Here is a 19,384-nt window from a genome sequence, read left to right as displayed (position 1 = left end):
AAGGCCCTGCCCGAACTGCACGGGCAGGTTTTTACCAATCAGAAATCGCGCCTATCGCGGAAATCCATCATCACCAGATAGCCGGTAACGGCCACCAATACGATGTCGACGATGATGTTGTCCGCCTTTACAACAAAGACGGCAAGAATCGTCGCGATGAACTCCCGCAAATAGTTGTTTTTACTTGGTCCTTTCGGTGCATTCGGCATAATAAATGCCTTATCTGTTAGGCCGCGCCACGTTGGACGCGGCTACGGCGTATGAGCCGGGCAGCCCATACGATCGCTTCGGCCCACACCATATGGGATTCGGCGATGAATCCAGCATATCAAGAGCCGAATCCAGAATATGCGCTATAATATATTTATCGATTGGCACACCATTCGTCTGCACATTAAAGTCGGGCAAATAAAGCTTTAGCAGATGATGCCAAGCCGATAGGGCTTTTGCATAGTCCTTTCTGTTAAGCCGCGGGCCGGTATCCGATTTATCGGGTACCGGCCCTACGGATTTCAAACATTGCCGGAGGTCCAAAAACGAAAAGGCACCGCCAAACGACGGTACCTTACTTGTGCCCCCCGTGGGACTCGAACCCACAACCCACGACTTAAAAGGACGCTGCTCTAACCATTGAGCCAGAGGGGCAACAAATCTTCATTATACAATCACTTCTCGATTTGTGTATCGGGTTTTGCGTGTCGCAAATCGGCTTCAACCCGCCTCAACTACTTCATGATGATTGGGAAACCACCAGTCAGCACGAAACCAAGCACCGCGACGACAACGGCGAGCGCAATCGGCACCCAGATGGCCACAGCCGTTGCGGCGCCCTTGCTTTTCTTGGCGAAACCGATTTCGGCGAACGCGATCATCGCAAGCGCCAGAACGAGCTTGACGATAAGCAGCACCGGATTGCGGTGCCAGGCGTGCACGATCATCAGCACACCGCTCAGGATAATGAGGATATAGCAAACGCGGGCAATCATCGCCCAGATCTTGGTGCCTTTCTCCGGCCCCAGCAGCCCCGCGGCCACCGCGATAATCAACACCACTCCGACAATCAAATGCATCCAAGGCCAGACCATATCCGCTCCTCACAATCACGCTAATTACAGCTCCAACTACATCCAATATATAATCCGCCGCCCGCACTATCAACATTGCTCTTTGTCGGCGTAGCGGTATGGCCGAATCACGGGTGAGAGATAGCATGTGAAGAATGACGACAATCAAAGAGGTGGCCAAAGCGGCCGGGGCATCGGTGACCGCTGTTTCCATGGCGCTGAACCACCGCGAGGACGGGCACGTCAAGAAGGAGCTTGCCGAGCACATCCGCGAAACCGCAAGGGAAATGGGCTATCGACCCAATCCGCTGGCGCGCTCGCTACGTACCAGCCGCACGCACACCATCGGCTTCATCAGCGAGGAAATCGCCACCACCCCTTACGCCGGCGAGATGATCCTGGGCGCGCAGGACGCCGCAAGCGAACTGGGCTACATGATGCTGTTGGTCAACACCGATGGCGAGGCCGACGAAGCCAGCGAGATCGCGGCGCTCAAACGATACGGCGTCGATGGCTATCTTTACGCCAAAATGTATGACAGAATCTCAAGTGTTCCGCAGTCATTGGCGCGCGAGCACACCGTGCTCATCGACGCCACCTCATCCGACAAGCGCGTGCCATGCATCGTCCCCGACGAGGTCGCCACGGGCTACGACGCCACCACGTACCTCATCAATTCCGGAGCCAAACGCATCGCCTACATCGGCTGCAATGAAGGCCTGCTCGCGGAATCTTTGCGTCTGAAAGGCTATCAAAAAGCCTTCAAAGATGCCGGTCGTCACATTGATCCGGACCTGGTTGTCGGCGTGGGCAAAAACGGCGGCGCGCTCCAGGCCGTCTCCGACCTTTTCGAGCGCAAACACCCCGACGCCTTCTTCTGCTTCAACGACGCCCGCACCTGGTACGTCTACCAATGCGCCGCGCAGCGTGATCTGGAAATCGGCCGCGACATCTCCGTGGTCGGCATCGACAACAACCGCATCATCGCCGAGACCTTCGAACCACAGCCGACCACCATCGCCCTGCCCCATTACGAAATGGGCTATTGGGGCGCGCGCAAGCTGGTCTCGATGATTGAGAACCGTGACCTGGCTCCGGCCAACAGCGAGAAACCCGCCGCCGAAATCCCCGCTCTTGACGCGCCCAGCCCGGTGCATATCCGTTGCACCTTGCTCGAACGCGGTTCAGTGGCCGGCCGTGGCTCCATGACGGCCTGACTTGCGCCAAACTTGGCGATGGCACATCACCTGAAATACGCACACAATAATAAATACAGCAAATTAGCTAACTTAGTTTAAACCGATAACCTTCATTTATCTGAAAACGCGAGAAACGATTTACAATTTGACGTAAATCGTTTCTCGTTCTATATTGCTAGCAGTTTCTTGCTCAGGGCAATGCCGCAGAAATCAGCAAGGGCAGCAGTAAAAAAGAAGATGCCGCGCGGCAGCGGCACCAGAAAGAAAGGTGACGATCATGGCAATCAATGGCGCCAGGACCTATCGGAACCCCTCCTATCTTGAGAGTTCCGCGGGTATTTTCATGTTCTTCTGCTCGTGGGGCATTTGGTGGTCCTTCTTCTCAATCTGGCTGACAAGCCCGGAACCGAAGGGCCTCGGAATGACCGCGGCCCAGCAAGGCGACATCTACTCCGCCAACTCGCTGGTCACCCTCATCATCATGTTCGTCTACGGCGTCATCCAGGACAACCTGGGCATCAAGCGCCGCTTGGTTATCGTGATCTCCTGCATCGCGGCCTTCGTCGGCCCGTTCGCGCAGTTCATCTACACCCCTATGCTCAAGGCCGGCGGCACCACCAAGTTCATCGGCGTCCTGATCGGCTCCGTCGTGCTTTCCGCAGGCTTCATGGCCGGCTGCTCGCTGGTCGAGGCGCTCACCGAACGCTACAGCCGCAAGTTCGGCTTCGAATACGGCCAGTCCCGCGCATGGGGCTCCTTCGGCTACGCCATCGTGGCCCTCGTCGCCGGCTTCCTGTTCAACAAGAGCATGATGTACAACTTCTGGCTCGGTTCGGTCTTCGGCCTCGGCATGCTGTGCGTCTACCTCTTCTGGCGTCCTGAGGAGCAAAAAGAAGAGCTCAAGAAAGAGGCCGACCCGAACGCGCCGCGCACCAACCCGACCGTCAAGGAAATGGTCTCCGTGCTCACGATGGGCTCGCTGTGGCTCCTGATCATCTTCGTGATCTTCACCAACACCTTCTACACCGTCTTCGACCAGCAGATGTTCCCGAGCTATTACAAGAGCCTCTTCGCCGATCCCAACCAAGGCGCGCAATGGTACTCCGTGTTGAACGCCTGCGAGGTGTTCTGCGAATCCATCATGATGGGCGTCGTCCCGATCATCATGGACCACATCGGCGTACGCAACTCCCTGCTGCTCGGCACCTGCGTGATGTTCCTGCGCATCGGCCTGTGCGGCGTCTTCCGCGACCCGGTGATGATCTCCTTCGTCAAGATGTTCCACGCGATCGAGACCCCGCTCTTCATGCTGCCGGTCTTCCGTTACTTCACATTGCATTACGACACGAAGCTATCGGCGACATTGTATATGGTCGGTTTCCAGATCGCCTCGCAGGTCGGTCAGGTTTTGATGTCGCATCCGTTGGGTGCGTTGCGTGACGCGCTCGGCCCGCAGAAGACCTTCTTCACCATCTCCGGCATCGTCATCCTCGCGTTGATCTATGGCTTCTTCATCATCAAGAAGGACGACCAGGAGGTGGGCGGCGATCCGTTCATCCGTATCAAGGACCGCAAGAAGATGGAAGCGGCCAAGAACCAGGATCAAGCGCAGATTCCCGCTTAATATAAAGGAAAAGAAAGGCATCGAAGATGACCACCACATATCCCGTTTACCATGAGATCCGCAACCATGACGAGGAACTCGCCAAGGCCGAGGCCAGCGTCGACGGGCTTGAGCTGGAACGCGAGGACCGCTGGTACCCCAAGTTCCACATCGCCTCGAACGCCGGATGGATCAACGACCCGAACGGCCTGTGCTATTACAAAGGCCGCTGGCACGTCTATTACCAGCTGCACCCCTACGGCACCCAGTGGGGCCCGATGCACTGGGGCCATGTCTCCAGCACCGACATGGTCTCCTGGCGCCGCGACCCGATCGCCATGGCCCCTAGCCTCGAAGAGGAAAAAGACGGTGTCTTCTCCGGATGCGCGGTCATCGACGACGCCGGCAAACTGCGTTTCTATTACACCGGCCATCGCTGGATGAACGGCAAGGACAGTTCCGACGGCCAGTGGCAGGTGCAGATGGAGGCCGTGGCCGAGAACGATGACGCCACCAAGCTCAAGAAACTCGGCATGGTGGTCGATTGTCCGCTCGATAAGGCCAAGGACCATTTCCGCGACCCGAAGGTCTGGAAGCAGGACGGCGTGTGGACGATGATCCACGGCGTCTCGACCATCGACGGCCACGGACAGATCTGGCTTTACACCTCAAAGGACATAACCAACTGGGACTTCCAATACGTATTGTTCGATGACCCGGATTCCGACGTGTTCATGCTCGAGTGCCCCGATTTCTTCCCCTTGAAGGACAAGGACGGCAACACCAAGTGGGTACTCGTCTTCTCCGCGATGGGCTCGAAATCACAAGGCTACATGAACCGCAACGAGAACAACGCCGGTTACATGATCGGCACCTGGAAACCCGGCGAGCCCTTCAAGGCCGAGACCGAGCTGCGCCTGCTCGACTGCGGAGCCAACTACTATGCGCCCCAGTCCTTTGAGACCAACGGCCGCCGCATCATGTACGGATGGATGAGCCCCTTCAGCGAGAACGCGCCCATGCAATCCGACGGCTGGTGCGGGCAGATGACGCTGCCGCGCGAATGCTACCTGGGCGAGGACGGAGACCTGCACACCGTGCCGGTGCCGGAAATCGACAAACTGCGTATCAACACCTTCGAGCATTCCGCGCGCCCGCTTGAGGCCAACGAGGAGATCCTTCTGGACGAGGACGCGGAGGCCGTGGAGGTCGAGCTCGACATCGACCTGAAGCACACCACCGCCGAGCGGGCCGGCCTGAAGGTCCACGCCACTCCTGACGGCTCCTATACCTATGTCGCTTTCGACGCGCAGGCCGGCACCGTGGTCGTCGATCGCCAAGCGGCCGCCCGCGGCGACCGGGGCTACCGCGCCGCCAAACTGACCGACGAGGAACTCAACGCCGACGAGCTGAAATTGCGCGTCTACGTCGACCGCGGCTCGGTCGAGGTCTACGTCAACGATGGCCGCCACGTCCTGAGCTCCTACAGCTACCCGTCCGACGGCCCGCGCGCCATCCGCCTTTCCGCCGAGTCCGGCACCCTGACCCCCACGCGCCTGACCATGCATGACATCAGGAGCATCGGTCTGGAGTAAATTAACCAGTTCACGCCATAAACAAGCCGCTGGCTTCACCCAAGGGGTCTGAATCTGTCAGGAAAAATTATCCGCGACATATTCGGGCCTCTTAGCTTGCCCCAGCGGCCTATTTATATGGAAAGAAATCATTCGCGACACATTTGGGCCTCTCAGATGGGGTCAGCGGCTTATTTATGGCGTAAACGTCAACCGCGCAACATAGAAGCCACCTGTGTTAGATACATCACAGCAATATACCGCGTGCCGCCAAGCGGAGCCATGACCGACCGATTACTATATGTAGAGGTATCGCGTTGCCTAACCACTAGATGTAGTGTTGCCGGTGTCGAAAACCAGCGCTCTATGTCAACGGAATACGGGAGAATGAACCCTCCGAACGCATTCACGAGCAGCCGGCCAAAGCGCGAAGCGGGTACCGCAAAACTTTAAAACAGACCGGCACGAAAAGAAGGAACACCCATGACAAACGAGGTCAAACTCGCCGACGACAAGATGATGGCCGATTCGCTGACACCTCCGCAGTGGTCGACGGCCTTCGCGAAGGGCGTGGATCCGAAGTCCATGCGCATCCGCCCCGTCAACTGGAACAACATCCAGGACGACAAGGACCTCGAGGTCTGGAATCGCCTCATCGCCAACTTCTGGCTGCCCGAGAAGGTGCCGCTGTCCAACGACATCCCTTCCTGGCGTTCTTTGACCGAGCACGAGCGTCAGACCACCGTGCGCGTTTTCACCGGGCTGACCACGCTCGACACCGAGCAGGCCACCGTGGGCGAACTCGTCCAGATTCCGGATGCGCTGACCGAGCACGAGCAGGCCATCTACACCAACATCGCCTTCATGCAGTCGGTGCACGCCCGCTCCTACTCCTCTATATTCTCCACCCTTTGCTCTTCCGAACAGATTGACGAGGCCTACCGCTGGGCTGTGGGCAACGACCTGGTGCAGGAGCGCGTGCGCATCGTCATGGAGCAGTACCAGTCCGACGATCCCTTGAAGCGCAAGGTCGCGGCCGTCATGCTTTCCTCGCTGTTGCTCTACGCGGGCTTCTACCTGCCGCTTTACTTCTCCAGCCGTGCGAAGCTGATGAACACGGCCGACATGATCCGCCTCATCCTGCGCGACAAGGCCATCCACGGCTACTATTCCGGCTACAAGTACCAGCGCCACCTCGAGCACCGCACCGCCGCCGATCAGGAGATGCTCAAAAAGTATACCGACGACTTGCTGAACCAGCTTTACGAGCTGGAAGTCAAGTATTCCGACCAGGTCTACGAAGGCTTCGATTTCATCGACGATGTGCAGGCGTTCGTGCGCTACAACGCCAACAAGACGCTGATGAACCTCGGCTACGAGGCCAAGTTCAGCGCCGCCGAGACCAAGGTGAGCCCTGAGATCATCGCCGCGCTCTCCCCCTCGGCCGACGAGAACCACGACTTCTTCTCCGGTTCGGGCTCCTCCTATGTTATCGGCAACGCCGAGGCCACCGATGACGACGATTGGGACTTCTGATTCGATAGCGAGCTTGATATAGCGCGATAACTGTAATACAAAGACCGGGAACAAGGCGGATTCGGCGATATTCCATAACCTCGTTCCTGGTCTTTCCATATTTGTTGACAGCTCAGACCCACAATGAGGCCGTTTTCGGCAACCTCATGTTAGCGTTAACGCACAATCGCCCATACGTATTGCCTGCTTTTATATAATAAAAGAGACACCGGGGTAATAAAGCCCCTATACGAAAGGAATCAATGATGAGAGCTGTTCGCATTTACGGTCAGGAAGATGTGCGCGTCGAGGATGTCGCCATTGCGGATCCAAAGCCGGATCAGGTACAGATCAAGGTGAAGAACTGCGGCATTTGCGGCTCGGATCTCCACGCCTACGCAGAAGGCTGGGGCCTGCCGACGCAGCCGCACCCACTGACCGGCAAGACTGTGCCGATCACGCTGGGCCACGAGTTCTCCGGCGAGGTCGTCAAAGTCGGCAGCGCGGTCACCGATCTGAAGGTGGGAGACGGCATCGCCGTCGAGCCGCTGCTGGCTTGCGGCAAGTGCGCCAACTGCCGTTCGGGCAACTACAATTTCTGCGACAACGTCGTGGCCGAGGACGGCGCCGGCAACTTCCTGGGCTTCTCGCAGGATGGCGGCATGGCCGAGTACGCGAACATCGATGACGTCTTCGCCCACAAGCTGCCCGAAGGCATGGATTACGACCTCGGAGCGCTGTGCGAGCCGGTCTCGGTTTCCTACGAAGGCATCAAGAAGGTCGGACTGCGCGCAGGCCAGACCGTCGCGGTGATGGGCGCCGGCCCGATCGGCCTGACCACCGCACTGCTCGCCCGCATCGCAGGCGCGACTCGCGTCTACATCTCCGACGTTTCCGAAGTCCGCCTGGCCAAGGCCCGCGAGCTCGGCTTCACCGACGTGCTCAACCCGGCCAAGCAGGACGTCAACGCGGTCATTCGCGCCGACTACCCCACCGGCGTGGACATCACTTTCGAGTGCGCCGGCGTGCAGGCCACGTTCGACACCGCGCTCAAGGTCACCCGCCGCACCGGCAAGATCATGCTCGTCGCCCTGTTCGGCCAGCCCGTCTCCGTCAACTTCACCGATGACGCGATCATGCAGGGCATCGACATCTACACCACGCTGTGCTACCAGAACAGCTTCGACACCGTCCTCGGCATCATTAACGCCCATCAGGACCAGTTCAAGCCGGTCATCACCAAGAAGGTCAGCCTCGACGACGCCATCGAGGGCATCAAGGCCCTGGCCACCGACAAGTCCCAGGTCAAGGTGATGATCACCCCGGAACTCTAAAGCTCCAATCCGTTGCTTTGGGTTGATAGGAGGCGCATCACTCGCCTATCAACCCAGGATGGGGAATGTTTTGGTTCAATACGCCAAACATCCCCCGTTTTTTATTTCCGACTTCTCGGGCTCGCAACCCCTACGGAAAACTCAAGACAAGTCTTCGTAGACAGCGCGGAAGCCGGGTCTCGTGAAACACGAGGACATCCGGCTTCCACTTCCATACCTCCTCAAAGGCAGGCTTGGTTCTCAGCATAGCTTATGAAAAAGATTTTGCGACATCGTATCGGAAAGCGCCGGTATACATCAATTACTCCATATAATCTCCTGCTCAAAATAAAGTAACCTAATTTCGTGCTATTATCGATACATTGTATGAAAATAAGTTATACAAGGAGCATACCATGAGCAGCGCAACCATCGCAGTACGTACCGATCCGGAAGTCAAGAAGGAAGCACAGGAAGTGCTGAAAAGCATCGGCCTTGATATGAGCGGCGCCATCAACATCTTCCTTCGCCAAGTCATCAGCGACCAAGGCCTCCCCTTTCGCCCCAAGCGCGACGCTTTCGAAACCCGAGTACAAAAAGCAATGAACAGCGGCACCCGTACTTTCGACAACGTCGACGATCTCATGGATGAGTTACGGAATGCTTAGCCACATCAAACGAACCGGGACATTCCTCAAGGATGTCAAACGACTCAAGCGGAAACATTTTGACCTCGACAAGCTCGATTATGTCATCAAACTGTTGATGGACCAGGACACCGTCACTCTGATCCATCAATATGATGACCATGCTCTAAAAGGCAACCTCCACACATTGCGCGAACTCCATATACAGCCCGATTGGCTTCTGGTATATCAAATCGAGCATGGTACATTAACACTCGTTCTCGTAGAAACAGGTAGCCACAAGCAGTTGCTAGGCAAATAGCAGACATAGAATAAACCCGGATTCACAATAAGAGCACACATTGAGATAGACTAATATTCATTGGAAATCAGAGAAGAGGCCCGATGAATCAGCCAGGTTTATCAATCAAAGATACGGGATTTTTTGTAATAATCGTCATATTAGTTGTCATAGGCTTGTTTATTGCTTCAAACAAATTTTCCGCTTATTTTAAAAATGCTGAATCAAGACATGCGTCATATTTGACTTACCTCTGGTTCTTAGTACGTTCATGGTTACGAAACCAATGGAAAACAATAAAAGGATACTACTTCCAAGATACCGCGGACGAATATGCTAAATATTCCAAAAAGCAAACAGACTCATCTAATAAGCACGATAAACTGCAAACCCTGACTCCGCAATATGATCCAGAACACCACAGCCATATGGTGTATATCAAGTATTTGATAGAAGCGCTCAATAACGACAAAAATCGCAATATTGCATTATCGGGAGCTTATGGCACAGGCAAGAGCAGTATTCTTGACGGTTTGCAACAAAATCCCGTATGGAAGCGCCATATCTTTACCATATCGCTTTCCACCCTTGCTCCCCATGCTGACGATAACGAATCGGTTTCAAACGGCACTTTCAAAATTTCAAGAACAGAATCTTCTTCACAAGGCACCTTCACTGTTCCTCAAAAGGCCAATCAAAAACCTCCGGAAACAACGACACGCAAACTCCAACGAGCCATTGTCAAGCAATTGATTTTTGCAAACAAGCCGAACAAAGCCAAACAATCCAAGTACACGCTAGCCCATAAAACCGATGCAGTCCACATTGCGACAGAATCATTCTTCTCGGCAATCTGTATAACGATACTGTTAATGCTCTTCGGCGCCGGGAAACGCTTTGCTCTGATTAATTCGACCCTCCATCTCGATCAGATTCCGCTGGCCCAGGCAATCGTAACAAAATTGAATCTGAACGCCCAGAATGCCACGGTAATCGGCGAGGCAATAACGGCTTTCATCATTACATTTTTAATCTGCTGTTTCTTCTACTTTATCTGCGCACCTTTCCATATAACCTCTCTGAGTTTCGATAAGACAGCCGTATCGTTAGGCGGAACTCCCAACGCTTATTTTGATGATTTCCTTGATGAGATCATCTACTTTTTCGAGACCAACAGACGTTATACAGTCGTTGTTTTCGAAGATTTGGACCGTTTTGGGGAACCTGAGATCTTCGATGATTTGCGCGAGCTGAACACTCTTATCAACAAGGCTCCAGGCGTCAAGCAAACCGTTAGATTCATTTACGCAATCAAAGACAGTATCTTCGACAGCGACAAGCTTTCAAATCAAGATGATGGTAACAGTAATTCAGACAAAGACCAACCTGGAAGCAGCCGAGCGAAGTTCTTCGATATTATTATTTCAGTCGTCCCGTTCAGCGCAGCATTCGATTCCACAGAATTGTTGGAAGATGTATTCCAGACCATGCCGCCAAAAGCAACCAATAGCAAATCATCCAAAGAAGCGAGATCCTAATGACAAGTAACGCCACACCAATCACAAACGATGAAAAAACAGCTGAATACGTACAGCTCTTCAAATTGGTTTCGCCTTATATCACCGATATCCGCCTCATGAAAACCATAAGAAACGACTTCATCATTTATAAAGAGGTATTAAAAAAACAACTTAAACAACTTGAGACTGCTTCAACCATTAAGGAGCGTAATGAGAAAAACTACCATTCGCCAGAAATAAAGTTGTTAAGTTTACTGATATACCGCAACGTGTATCTGACGGATGCTGAAAGAATCCCCAACGGACGCAGCATACTGGATCATATTTATGATTTATGGCTAAAACTAAGGAATCAAAATATCGAAGCACAGAATAAACGAATCCGTGAGGGTTCTGAGGAACAAAAAAATACGCCACTTTTTGACCCCTATAAGATTAAGCAGAGCCTCATTGCCAGTGATTTCACATCTCTTGCGAATAAACATGCTCGATATACCTTGCCTCCCGCTAAAGAGCCCAAAGGCCGAAACTTTGATGCAAAAGATTATCAGCGCGGCCAAACACTTTATTCCCTCATCCAAAAACTCTACGACAAGGCTTTTAAAGATGAAAATGATGAAGTAAGACGAAATCTCGCCCTTGAACTTCTTACCAACGGATACATTGACATGACCTATCCCTTTTACTTGGTATCACTCCCAGAAGGTTTAAGCCCTTCGGTCGCAAGCTTCGAAGCCCGCGTGTTAAGACGTCATCAGATAGATTTCTTTTATCACCTTTCTTCAGAAGACATTCGTTATATCCTTATAAAGCATCAGGATCAGTTGGAGACGCCTTATCTTTTAAATGTGGATATAGCTGGCTTTCTGTCAGATCCAGAGAACCGCAAAACTACAAACTTTCAAGACAACTTTGGCACAATGATGTGGACCGTTGCCAGAAACTACGATAACAATGAATCTCTGGGACCGTCATTTCTCAGAGAATTACTCACTAATGACGAAATCAATGACGAGCAAGATTATTCCATCATCAATTCGGTAGCAGCTAAATCGACAAAAATCATAACTTTCATATTGAAAAACGAACCTTTTCCTTTCGTAAGAACCATTGAACTGCTAAAAGGTGTCATACTTAATAACAGGAGCGACAAAGCACCTTACCGTGACGTCGATAAACTTCTTAGATACATCATTCTTCATCCTGCGACATTTGGCAACGATAAAGATCTGTTCAAAGCTTTAGCACATTTATGTTTTACTACATCAGATTGGTACCGATCGAAAGCGTGCTTGGACTACAAAGATATTCCTGATCCTTACGAAGTCATACCGGTTCTTGAGCAATTGCCTAAAGTCTTAGAAAAGTCATTTGCGTCATATGGCATTTTCGAGATAACACATGATAACTGGGTATCATACGAGGCATTACTACAAAAATCAGATTTTTCTCTCAATGCTCTCAGAACTTATTCACTAGAGCTCTTCAACTTAGATACAGAGCACGAAATGACGCTCAACGAGATGGAACAATCACTTTACGGCTCAGTTATCATGCGCATTCAGGATTACACGCATTCTTTGCAGGAAGGCGAATCAGCGCTGGCAGCTTCCGATCCATCTGAGATTGGTACCATTTTGGGAGATATCATTCTACTTTGCCCAGATATGTATAGTTCCGAAATACAGTTCCCCCATTTTCTGAAAATTCTCAATGAGACACTTCAACATACCGTATGTAAGTTGCATAGACAACAAGCATGGATAGCCCTTGATCAGTTCAAAAATAGAATAAAACAATGCTCTTATTTCGAAAATAACTACGAAATCGACGAAATGACTGCAGTACTTAGCGAATTATTAGTCGAAAACAATATACTTATCGAAGCAAACGGTTTCCAATACAACATACCAAAAAAGTTCTTGATTACAGAGAAAGTTCCTATTCATCCGATGTATGCAGCAGAGACTACTGCGTCCGCGCCTATAGAGCTAAACCAGTTGTGAACTGCATAACAGTACAGACATTTAGCGTGGCATAATTAATCCACACATGGCCCTATCCAGCTAGTATGTAAGTATGAGTGAACAAAATACTTGGGTGAACCCTCTGCGCGATCCGCGAGACCTGCGGCTGCCACGCATTGCCGGACCCTGCAGCCTGGTGATTTTCGGCGTCACCGGCGATTTGGCGAAAAAGAAACTGCAGCCGGCCATTTACGATCTGGCCAATCGCGGTTTGCTGCCGCCGAGCTTCGGGCTCATCGGCTTTGGCAGACGTCCGTGGAGCAACGAGGAATTCGCCAATTTCGTCAAGGAAAACGTGAAGGCCCACTGCCGCACGCCGTTCCGCGAATCGACCTGGGCCAATCTGGCCAAGGGAATGCGTTTCGTACAGGGCACGTTTGACGACAAGGCGGCCTTCGACCGCCTGAGCCAGACGGTCAAGGAGCTCGACCGCGACCGCGGCACCCGCGGCAACCATGCGTTCTACATGTCCGTGCCGCCGAGCGCTTTCCCCATCGTCTCCAAGCAACTGGCCGATTCCGGGCTGGCGAAGTCCAACGACGATGCATGGCGCCGCGTCATCATCGAGAAGCCGTTCGGTCACGATCTCGAAAGCGCGAAGGAACTCGACCGCGTGGTCTCGGAGGTCTTCGACCCAAGCTCGGTCTTCCGCATCGACCACTACCTCGGCAAGGAAACCGTGCAGAACATGCTGGCGCTGCGGTTCGCCAACTCCATGTTCGAGCCGATCTGGAACTCCAACTACGTCGACCATGTGCAGATCACGATGGCCGAAGACATCGGCATCGGCGGCCGCGCCGGATATTATGACGGCATCGGCGCTGCACGAGACGTAATACAAAACCATTTGCTGCAACTGATGGCCCTGACCGCGATGGAGGAGCCGGTGAGCTTCGCCGCTTCCGACCTCACGGCCGAAAAGACAAAAGTGCTTTCCGCCGTCCGCCTGCCTGGTGACCTCGGAGCCTATACCGCCCGCGGCCAGTACGCCGCCGGTTGGCAGGGTTCGCAGGAAGTCTGCGGCTACCTCGACGAAAAAGGCATCGACAAGTCCAGCACGACCGAGACCTACGCCGCCATCACGCTTGACGTCGATACGCGACGTTGGGCCGGAGTGCCGTTCTACCTGCGTACCGGAAAGCGCCTGGGCAAGCGTGTCACGGAAATCGCCGTGGTCTTCAAGCGCGCCCCGCATCTGCCCTTCGAGCAGACCGCCGTGCGCGAGCTTGGCAACAACGCCATCGTCATCCGCGTGCAGCCCAACGAAGGCGTCACCATGCGCTTCGGCGCGAAGGTGCCGGGAGCCACCGCCATGGAGGTCCGCGACGTGTCGATGGACTTCAGCTACGGCCAAAACTTCACCGAAAACTCGCCCGAGGCTTACGAACGGTTGATTTTGGACGTGCTGCTCGGCGATCCGCCGCTCTTCCCGACCACCAAAGAGGTCGACCTGAGCTGGCAGATCCTGGACCCGATCGAAGAATTCTGGTCCACGCTCGGCCAGCCACAGCCTTACCGCGCCGGTACGTGGGGGCCAAAGGAAGCCGACGAAATGCTCGCACGCGACGGACGCCATTGGAGGATGCCATGATCATCAAAATGCCCGATACCCAGACCAACGCCATCGCGCGCAAAGTCGACGAGCTGCACCAGGAGCGCGGCGAGGCCGGCAACGACCGAGTGCTGACGCTGATCATCTCGACGGACGAGCAAGAGCTCGAGAACGCGCTGAGAATCGCCAATTCCGCCGGCCGCGAGCACCCGTGCCGTGTCATCGCCATCGTGCCGAACAGCAAGGAACTGCCGTTCTGTGACGTCGACAAGGAACCGGATTGCTACGTCACCGATTCCGGCGAGGATGAGACCGATTTGGACGCCCAGGTTCGCTTTGGTGCGGACGCTGGTGCGGGTGAGGTCATCATCCTGCGTCCACGCGGTGGGCTTTGCCAGCACACCGATACGCTGGTCATGCCGCTGCTGGTGCCGGATGCGCCCGTGGTCACTTGGTGGCCGACCAACCCGCCCGCCAACCCGTCGCAGGACCCGCTGGGCGCGATGGCCGGAAGCCGCATCACCGACGCGTTGCGTTCCGACGACCCCGATGCGACCTTTGCCAAACTTCGCGCCAATTGGGAGCCGAAGGACGTCGATTTCTCATGGACGCGCTTGACCATCTGGCGCGCGATGCTCGCCACCACCATCGACCAGCCGCCGCACCTGCCGATCGAAAGCGTCAAAGTTTGCGGACAGCCCGATTACCTGCCGCTGAAGCTATTGGCCGCATGGCTTGCGCTGACGTTGAAGGTTCCAGTGGAACTTGGCTATGTCACCGGAGCTGAGGCGATTACCGGCGTCTATCTGAACCGTTCGGACGGCACGATCGCGCTGGAACGTCCCGATTCGCGCGAGGCTGTCATCAGCCAGCCAGGCCAGGCACCGCAAAGGGTCGCCATGCCGTTGCGTTCGCTCGAGGACTGCCTGAGCGAGGAACTACGCCGCATCGACCCGGACGAGGTCTACGCCGACGTGATCCGCAAAGGCTGGGACATGATCCAAGGCTGAGCCGAAGCACAAGTCGGTAGATAGCTTTTTGAGATTGGCGGAAAATGGCCATTCCGGAAAATCTATCTACCGACTTGTGCGTAACCGTCAGAGGTAACGATGATCAATCGAAAACTTGAAGTCTATAAAGACGCGGAAACCGTGGCCCAGGCGGCGGCGCAACGCACATTGCTCACTATCTTGGATGGGCTGAGCGAGCGAGACAGCGGTTCGGCGGCGAAGCCGTTGCGCGAGCGCTACGATGTTGCGTTGACCGGCGGCTCGGACATCCTGAAGGCGCTGACTTATATGGCCTCGAATCCGTTGGCCGATGCCATCGATTTCAACCGCGTGCACTTCTGGTGGGGCGACGACCGTTTCGTCGCCGCGACCGATGAGGACCGCAGCTCATATCAGGCTCGCAAGCGTTTCCTCAACAAGCTGGTCGGGGATGGCCGTCTACCAGAAGGCAACATCCATGAGATAGCCGCGGACACGCGCGCACCCGAACAGGTCGCCGCCGCCAGCGATGCCGAAAATAGCGAGCTGTTGGCCAAAGTCGCTGCGGATTATGAAGCCGAGCTGTTCCGGGAATTGGGCAGACAAGACCAGCTTTCAGCAAATGAAGTAGTCGGTGTCAAAAATTCGCGTAATACAAGCGGCAACACTGAAGTCAATACGGCCGATGACGTCGACAGAGGTACCCCGGAAAGCGACCTAGCCGACAACAACAAACCGGCAACCACGCTGCCCACAATGGACCTGCTGATCCTCGGCATGGGACCAGACGGCCACTTCGCGTCGCTGTTCCCGAGTCATGACGGAATCAAAATGAACGACCCGCGCCGCCTGGCCGTAGGCGTCTCGCACTCTCCAAAGATGCCGCCGTTGCGCGTCTCGATGACCGCGTCGATGCTCGCCCGCAGCCGTCGCACCTGGATGCTCACCTGCGGAGCCGGAAAGGCTGACGCCACCGCCCACGTTTTCGCGCAGACCAACAATCCCGCCTACCCGGCCAGCTTCGCCACGGGAACCGACGAATTCGTCTGGTTCACCACGCCCGATGCGGTGACCCAACTCTAAAATTTTCAATAGGTGAACAGATGGGCAGATGCTTGGTATCGATGAATCGGAATCAAATTCGTTCATGCCAAGTATTCAAAGATATTAGCGAATAAAAGTTTTGTCTGATAAAAAATCCGCACGAAAAACATTGAGTGCAGAAAAAATCATGTAGTGAATACATAACAATTCACCTTCTATACGATTTGTGCCTCTGTTCCATTTACGGAACAGAGGCACAAACGTTACTTGCCAACCGAATAATCAATTAGCGAGCAACCAACATCCGAAAATCAGACGCTGGCGATTAATCGACCAAGCAATCAGTCGGACATCTTTTCCTCGTGGCGGTTCTTTTCAGCCCAGAAGGTGTGGAAAGCGCCGGGCTCGTCGACGCGGCCGTAGGTGTGGGCGCCGAAGTAGTCGCGCTGGGCCTGGATGACGGCGGCAGGCAGGCGCTTGGAGCGCAGGCCGTCGTAGTAGGAAAGCGAGGTCGAGAAGACCGGTGCGGGAATGCCGCAGGTCGCGGCCTTGGCCACGACACGACGCCAGGAATCCTGCGCCTTCTCGATGGCGCTCTTGAAGTACGGCGCGAAGAGCAGCGAGACATCGGCCTCGCCGGACTCGAACGCGTCGGAAACGACGTTCAGGAACTGGGCGCGAATGATGCAACCGCCGCGCCAGATGCGCGCGACCGCCGCGAGATCGATCTTCCAGTTGTATTCCTTGGCGCCATCGCTGATCTCGTTGAAGCCCTGCGCGTAGGCGACGATCTTTGAGGCGTAGAGCGCCTGGCGGATGTCCTCGATGAAGGCCATGCGTTCCGCATCGTTGGCGAACTCAATCTTGGCGCTGGGACCGGTGAGGTCCTGCTTGGACGCGCCTTCACGCAATTCGACCTGAGAGGAGAGGGCGCGCGCGAACACGCCTTCGGCGATGGCCGTGACCGGGGTGCCGAGCTCGAGGGCGGTCTGGACCGTCCAGGTGCCGGTGCCCTTCATGCCAGCCTGATCGACGATGACGTCGACCAGCGGCTTGCCGGTCTTCTTGTCCTTCTCGTGCAGCAGGTCGGCGGTGATGTCGATGAGGTAGGAGTTAAGCTCGGTCTTGTCCCACTCTTCGAACACGTCGCCGATCTCTTCGGGGGTCATGCCCATGCCGCGGCGCATGAGGTCGTAGCTTTCGGCGATGAGCTGCATGTCGGCGTACTCGATGCCGTTGTGGACCATCTTGACGAAGTGGCCGGCGCCGTTCTCGCCGATGTGGGTGACGCAGGGCTCGCCCTCCGCCTGCGCGGCGATGGACTTGAGGATTGGGCCGAGGGTCTTCCAGGACTCGTCGGTGCCGCCGGGCATCATGGCCGGGCCGTTCAGGGCGCCCTCTTCGCCACCGGAAACACCGCAGCCGACAAAGTGCAGGCCACGGGCGCGGATTTCCTTCTCACGACGGATGGTGTCCTTGAAGTAGGCATTGCCGCCGTCGACGATGATGTCGCCCGGATCCATGGCGTCGGCGAGCGCCTCGATCATCGCGTCGGTCGGGGCCCCGGCCTTGACCAGGATGATGGCCGTGCGCGGCTTGGTCAGTGACGCCACGAACTCGTCGATGGTCTTGGCGGGCACGAATTTGCCCTCGTCGCCGTGTTCCTTCATGAGCTTTTCGGTACGCTCATAGTGGCGGTTGTAAAGGGCCACCGTGTTGCCGTGGCGCGCAAGGTTCCGCGCGAGGTTCGAGCCCATGGCCGCCAGTCCGACGACTCCAATATTTGCAATAGCTTCCGTCATTGTTCGCCTTTCAATTTGACATTCCTTCGGTGGCCGCGACGGCCGGCACATCTCATCCGGCTCCGTTTCGACCCGCCTAAGTCCTTAGCGTTTTCGGAGGTTTCATCGTCCGAAACGCACAATCCCAGTCTATCGCCACCTACGCCTACGCGCATTCGCGAAACGTGGAATACGCCACATTCCCAGTGTGCCTGGCTTGCAAATACTGGCAACATGCACGTAATAAAACAGCTTGAAATATCGTTAATTGGTGACGATTATTTTCAAAGTAGGGCAACGTACGAATAATTCATCCCATTACGGCAATTTGCTTACAAAATCGCTCGCGCCCATTCAATCAAGCGCGGAATACGCAATCGAGTAAATACCGCACCGCTTATTCGACGAACAGGGCACGCAACCCGGCCGCCTCGTCGTCGCTCATGCCGTTTTGCAGGCAATATTGCTCGACCGAGCCATATTCGTCCTTGATGCCGGCGAGCACGCCGCGCATGAGTTCCGGCGGCGAGGCGAGCATGGCGGTCTGAGCGGCCGTGATCTGGCCGACGCCTTTTTCGTCGTTGGTGAGGCCCTTCAGCACGGCCTTCTTGAACGCGGCGCCGAGGTTCGCGCCGGACTGGGCATAGCAGGAGACGACCATGTCGTCGCTCACACCGAGCAGGCTCATCAGGATGCCAGCGGTGATGCCAGTGCGGTCCTTGCCTGCGGTGCAGTGGATGAGCATCGGGTGGCCGTCCTCGCGCAGCAGCTTGCGCAGGATGAGCACGATCTGCTCGGCAGAGCCGAAAACGATGTCGTGGTACATCTCGGACATATCGATGCCCTTGGCCATCTCCTTCATGCCGCCCTGCTCGGTCATGGAGGTCTTCAGCAGCGGGACGCGGTCGACGTGGATGTCGTCGGGGAGCGTGTAGGGCCATTCCTGCACCTCAAGCGGGTCGCGTAAATCCACCACTTCCTTGATACCAAGCCGGCGCAGGTCATCGACACCATGCTCGCCCAGGAAATTGAGCCCAGCGGTGCGGAAGAAAAGCCCGTCGCGCAACTTGCGTCCATCCGCCGTCGGATACCCGCCGATACCGCGGGAATTGGGCACGCCGTCGATCTCGACGCCCGCCCCGTCGCCAGCCGGCCGATAATCGAGGTACCCGGTGCCGGTAATATCACCGGAATCATCGTTACTATTCGAGGTCGCATTATTTTCGTCTAAAGCCGTCATAAAAAGTCCGCTTTCATCAATTAATGGTATTGAACA

At 55.2% G+C, this 19,384-nt stretch carries 16 protein-coding genes and 1 tRNA gene; 12 read left to right on the top strand and 5 right to left on the bottom strand.

Annotation, left to right across the window (positions count from 1 at the left end):
- Positions 1 to 38 precede the first annotated feature (38 nt).
- From OZX73_RS01140 to OZX73_RS01130, 3 genes are all read right to left on the bottom strand, one after another.
- Complete coding sequence (locus tag OZX73_RS01140; protein WP_277149858.1) at positions 39 to 209, bottom strand: hypothetical protein; 171 nt, start codon at positions 207 to 209, stop codon at positions 39 to 41.
- Between the two features lie 363 nt (positions 210 to 572).
- Positions 573 to 645 (bottom strand) — tRNA-Lys (locus OZX73_RS01135).
- A gap of 80 nt (positions 646 to 725) precedes the next feature.
- A complete protein-coding gene (locus OZX73_RS01130) occupies positions 726 to 1,085 on the bottom strand; it encodes a DUF1516 family protein (RefSeq protein WP_277149856.1) in 360 nt (119 codons plus the stop codon).
- A 134-nt stretch (positions 1,086 to 1,219) separates the two neighbouring features.
- On the opposite strand from OZX73_RS01130, the gene OZX73_RS01125 reads away from it, so the two are divergent.
- The 12 genes from OZX73_RS01125 to OZX73_RS01070 all read left to right on the top strand — a co-directional run bounded on the left by OZX73_RS01125 (position 1,220) and on the right by OZX73_RS01070 (position 16,366).
- Entirely contained in the window at positions 1,220 to 2,281 is a 1,062-nt protein-coding gene (locus OZX73_RS01125) for a LacI family DNA-binding transcriptional regulator (RefSeq protein ID WP_277149854.1), read from the top strand.
- A 259-nt stretch (positions 2,282 to 2,540) separates the two neighbouring features.
- A complete protein-coding gene (locus tag OZX73_RS01120; RefSeq protein ID WP_277149852.1) occupies positions 2,541 to 3,887 on the top strand; it encodes an MFS transporter in 1,347 nt (448 codons plus the stop codon).
- Between the two features lie 26 nt (positions 3,888 to 3,913).
- Complete coding sequence (locus OZX73_RS01115) at positions 3,914 to 5,461, top strand: sucrose-6-phosphate hydrolase (protein ID WP_277149850.1); 1,548 nt, start codon at positions 3,914 to 3,916, stop codon at positions 5,459 to 5,461.
- Positions 5,462 to 5,956: 495 nt separating this feature from the next.
- On the top strand, positions 5,957 to 6,976 hold the full coding sequence (gene nrdF / locus OZX73_RS01110; RefSeq protein WP_277150871.1) for a class 1b ribonucleoside-diphosphate reductase subunit beta: 1,020 nt from the start codon (positions 5,957 to 5,959) through the stop codon (positions 6,974 to 6,976).
- A gap of 242 nt (positions 6,977 to 7,218) precedes the next feature.
- Entirely contained in the window at positions 7,219 to 8,289 is a 1,071-nt protein-coding gene (locus OZX73_RS01105) for a 2,3-butanediol dehydrogenase (protein ID WP_277149848.1), read from the top strand.
- Positions 8,290 to 8,684: 395 nt separating this feature from the next.
- A complete protein-coding gene (locus OZX73_RS01100) occupies positions 8,685 to 8,936 on the top strand; it encodes a type II toxin-antitoxin system RelB/DinJ family antitoxin (protein WP_277149846.1) in 252 nt (83 codons plus the stop codon).
- Entirely contained in the window at positions 8,917 to 9,216 is a 300-nt protein-coding gene (locus tag OZX73_RS01095) for a type II toxin-antitoxin system YafQ family toxin (protein WP_277149844.1), read from the top strand. The genes OZX73_RS01100 and OZX73_RS01095 overlap by 20 nt, the downstream gene beginning before the upstream one ends.
- An 83-nt stretch (positions 9,217 to 9,299) precedes the next feature.
- Positions 9,300 to 10,733: a hypothetical protein gene (locus OZX73_RS01090; protein ID WP_277149842.1), complete on the top strand. Its 1,434-nt coding sequence runs from the start codon at positions 9,300 to 9,302 to the stop codon at positions 10,731 to 10,733.
- Complete coding sequence (locus tag OZX73_RS01085; protein WP_277149841.1) at positions 10,733 to 12,721, top strand: hypothetical protein; 1,989 nt, start codon at positions 10,733 to 10,735, stop codon at positions 12,719 to 12,721. The genes OZX73_RS01090 and OZX73_RS01085 overlap by 1 nt, the downstream gene beginning before the upstream one ends.
- A gap of 73 nt (positions 12,722 to 12,794) precedes the next feature.
- Positions 12,795 to 14,333, top strand: a complete 1,539-nt coding sequence (gene zwf, locus OZX73_RS01080) for a glucose-6-phosphate dehydrogenase (RefSeq protein WP_277149839.1) — start codon at positions 12,795 to 12,797, stop codon at positions 14,331 to 14,333.
- Positions 14,330 to 15,304, top strand: a complete 975-nt coding sequence (locus tag OZX73_RS01075; protein ID WP_277149837.1) for a glucose-6-phosphate dehydrogenase assembly protein OpcA — start codon at positions 14,330 to 14,332, stop codon at positions 15,302 to 15,304. Before zwf ends, OZX73_RS01075 begins: the two co-directional genes overlap by 4 nt.
- Before the next feature lie 99 nt (positions 15,305 to 15,403).
- Positions 15,404 to 16,366 carry a 6-phosphogluconolactonase gene (locus tag OZX73_RS01070; protein ID WP_277149835.1) on the top strand — a complete coding sequence of 321 codons (963 nt, stop codon included), beginning with the start codon at positions 15,404 to 15,406 and terminating at the stop codon, positions 16,364 to 16,366.
- Positions 16,367 to 16,668: 302 nt separating this feature from the next.
- On the opposite strand, the gene gndA is transcribed toward OZX73_RS01070, so the two are convergent.
- On the bottom strand, positions 16,669 to 18,129 hold the full coding sequence (gndA, locus tag OZX73_RS01065) for an NADP-dependent phosphogluconate dehydrogenase (protein ID WP_277149833.1): 1,461 nt from the start codon (positions 18,127 to 18,129) through the stop codon (positions 16,669 to 16,671).
- 376 nt (positions 18,130 to 18,505) lie between these two features.
- On the bottom strand, positions 18,506 to 19,348 hold the full coding sequence (locus OZX73_RS01060) for a tyrosine-protein phosphatase (RefSeq protein WP_277149831.1): 843 nt from the start codon (positions 19,346 to 19,348) through the stop codon (positions 18,506 to 18,508).
- Positions 19,349 to 19,384 lie beyond the last annotated feature (36 nt).

This window comes from Bifidobacterium sp. ESL0775 (assembly GCF_029395475.1).
Taxonomy (GTDB): domain Bacteria; phylum Actinomycetota; class Actinomycetes; order Actinomycetales; family Bifidobacteriaceae; genus Bifidobacterium.
The sequence above is the reverse complement of the archived record's forward strand: the minus strand, read 5'-3'. Positions and strand labels throughout refer to the sequence as shown.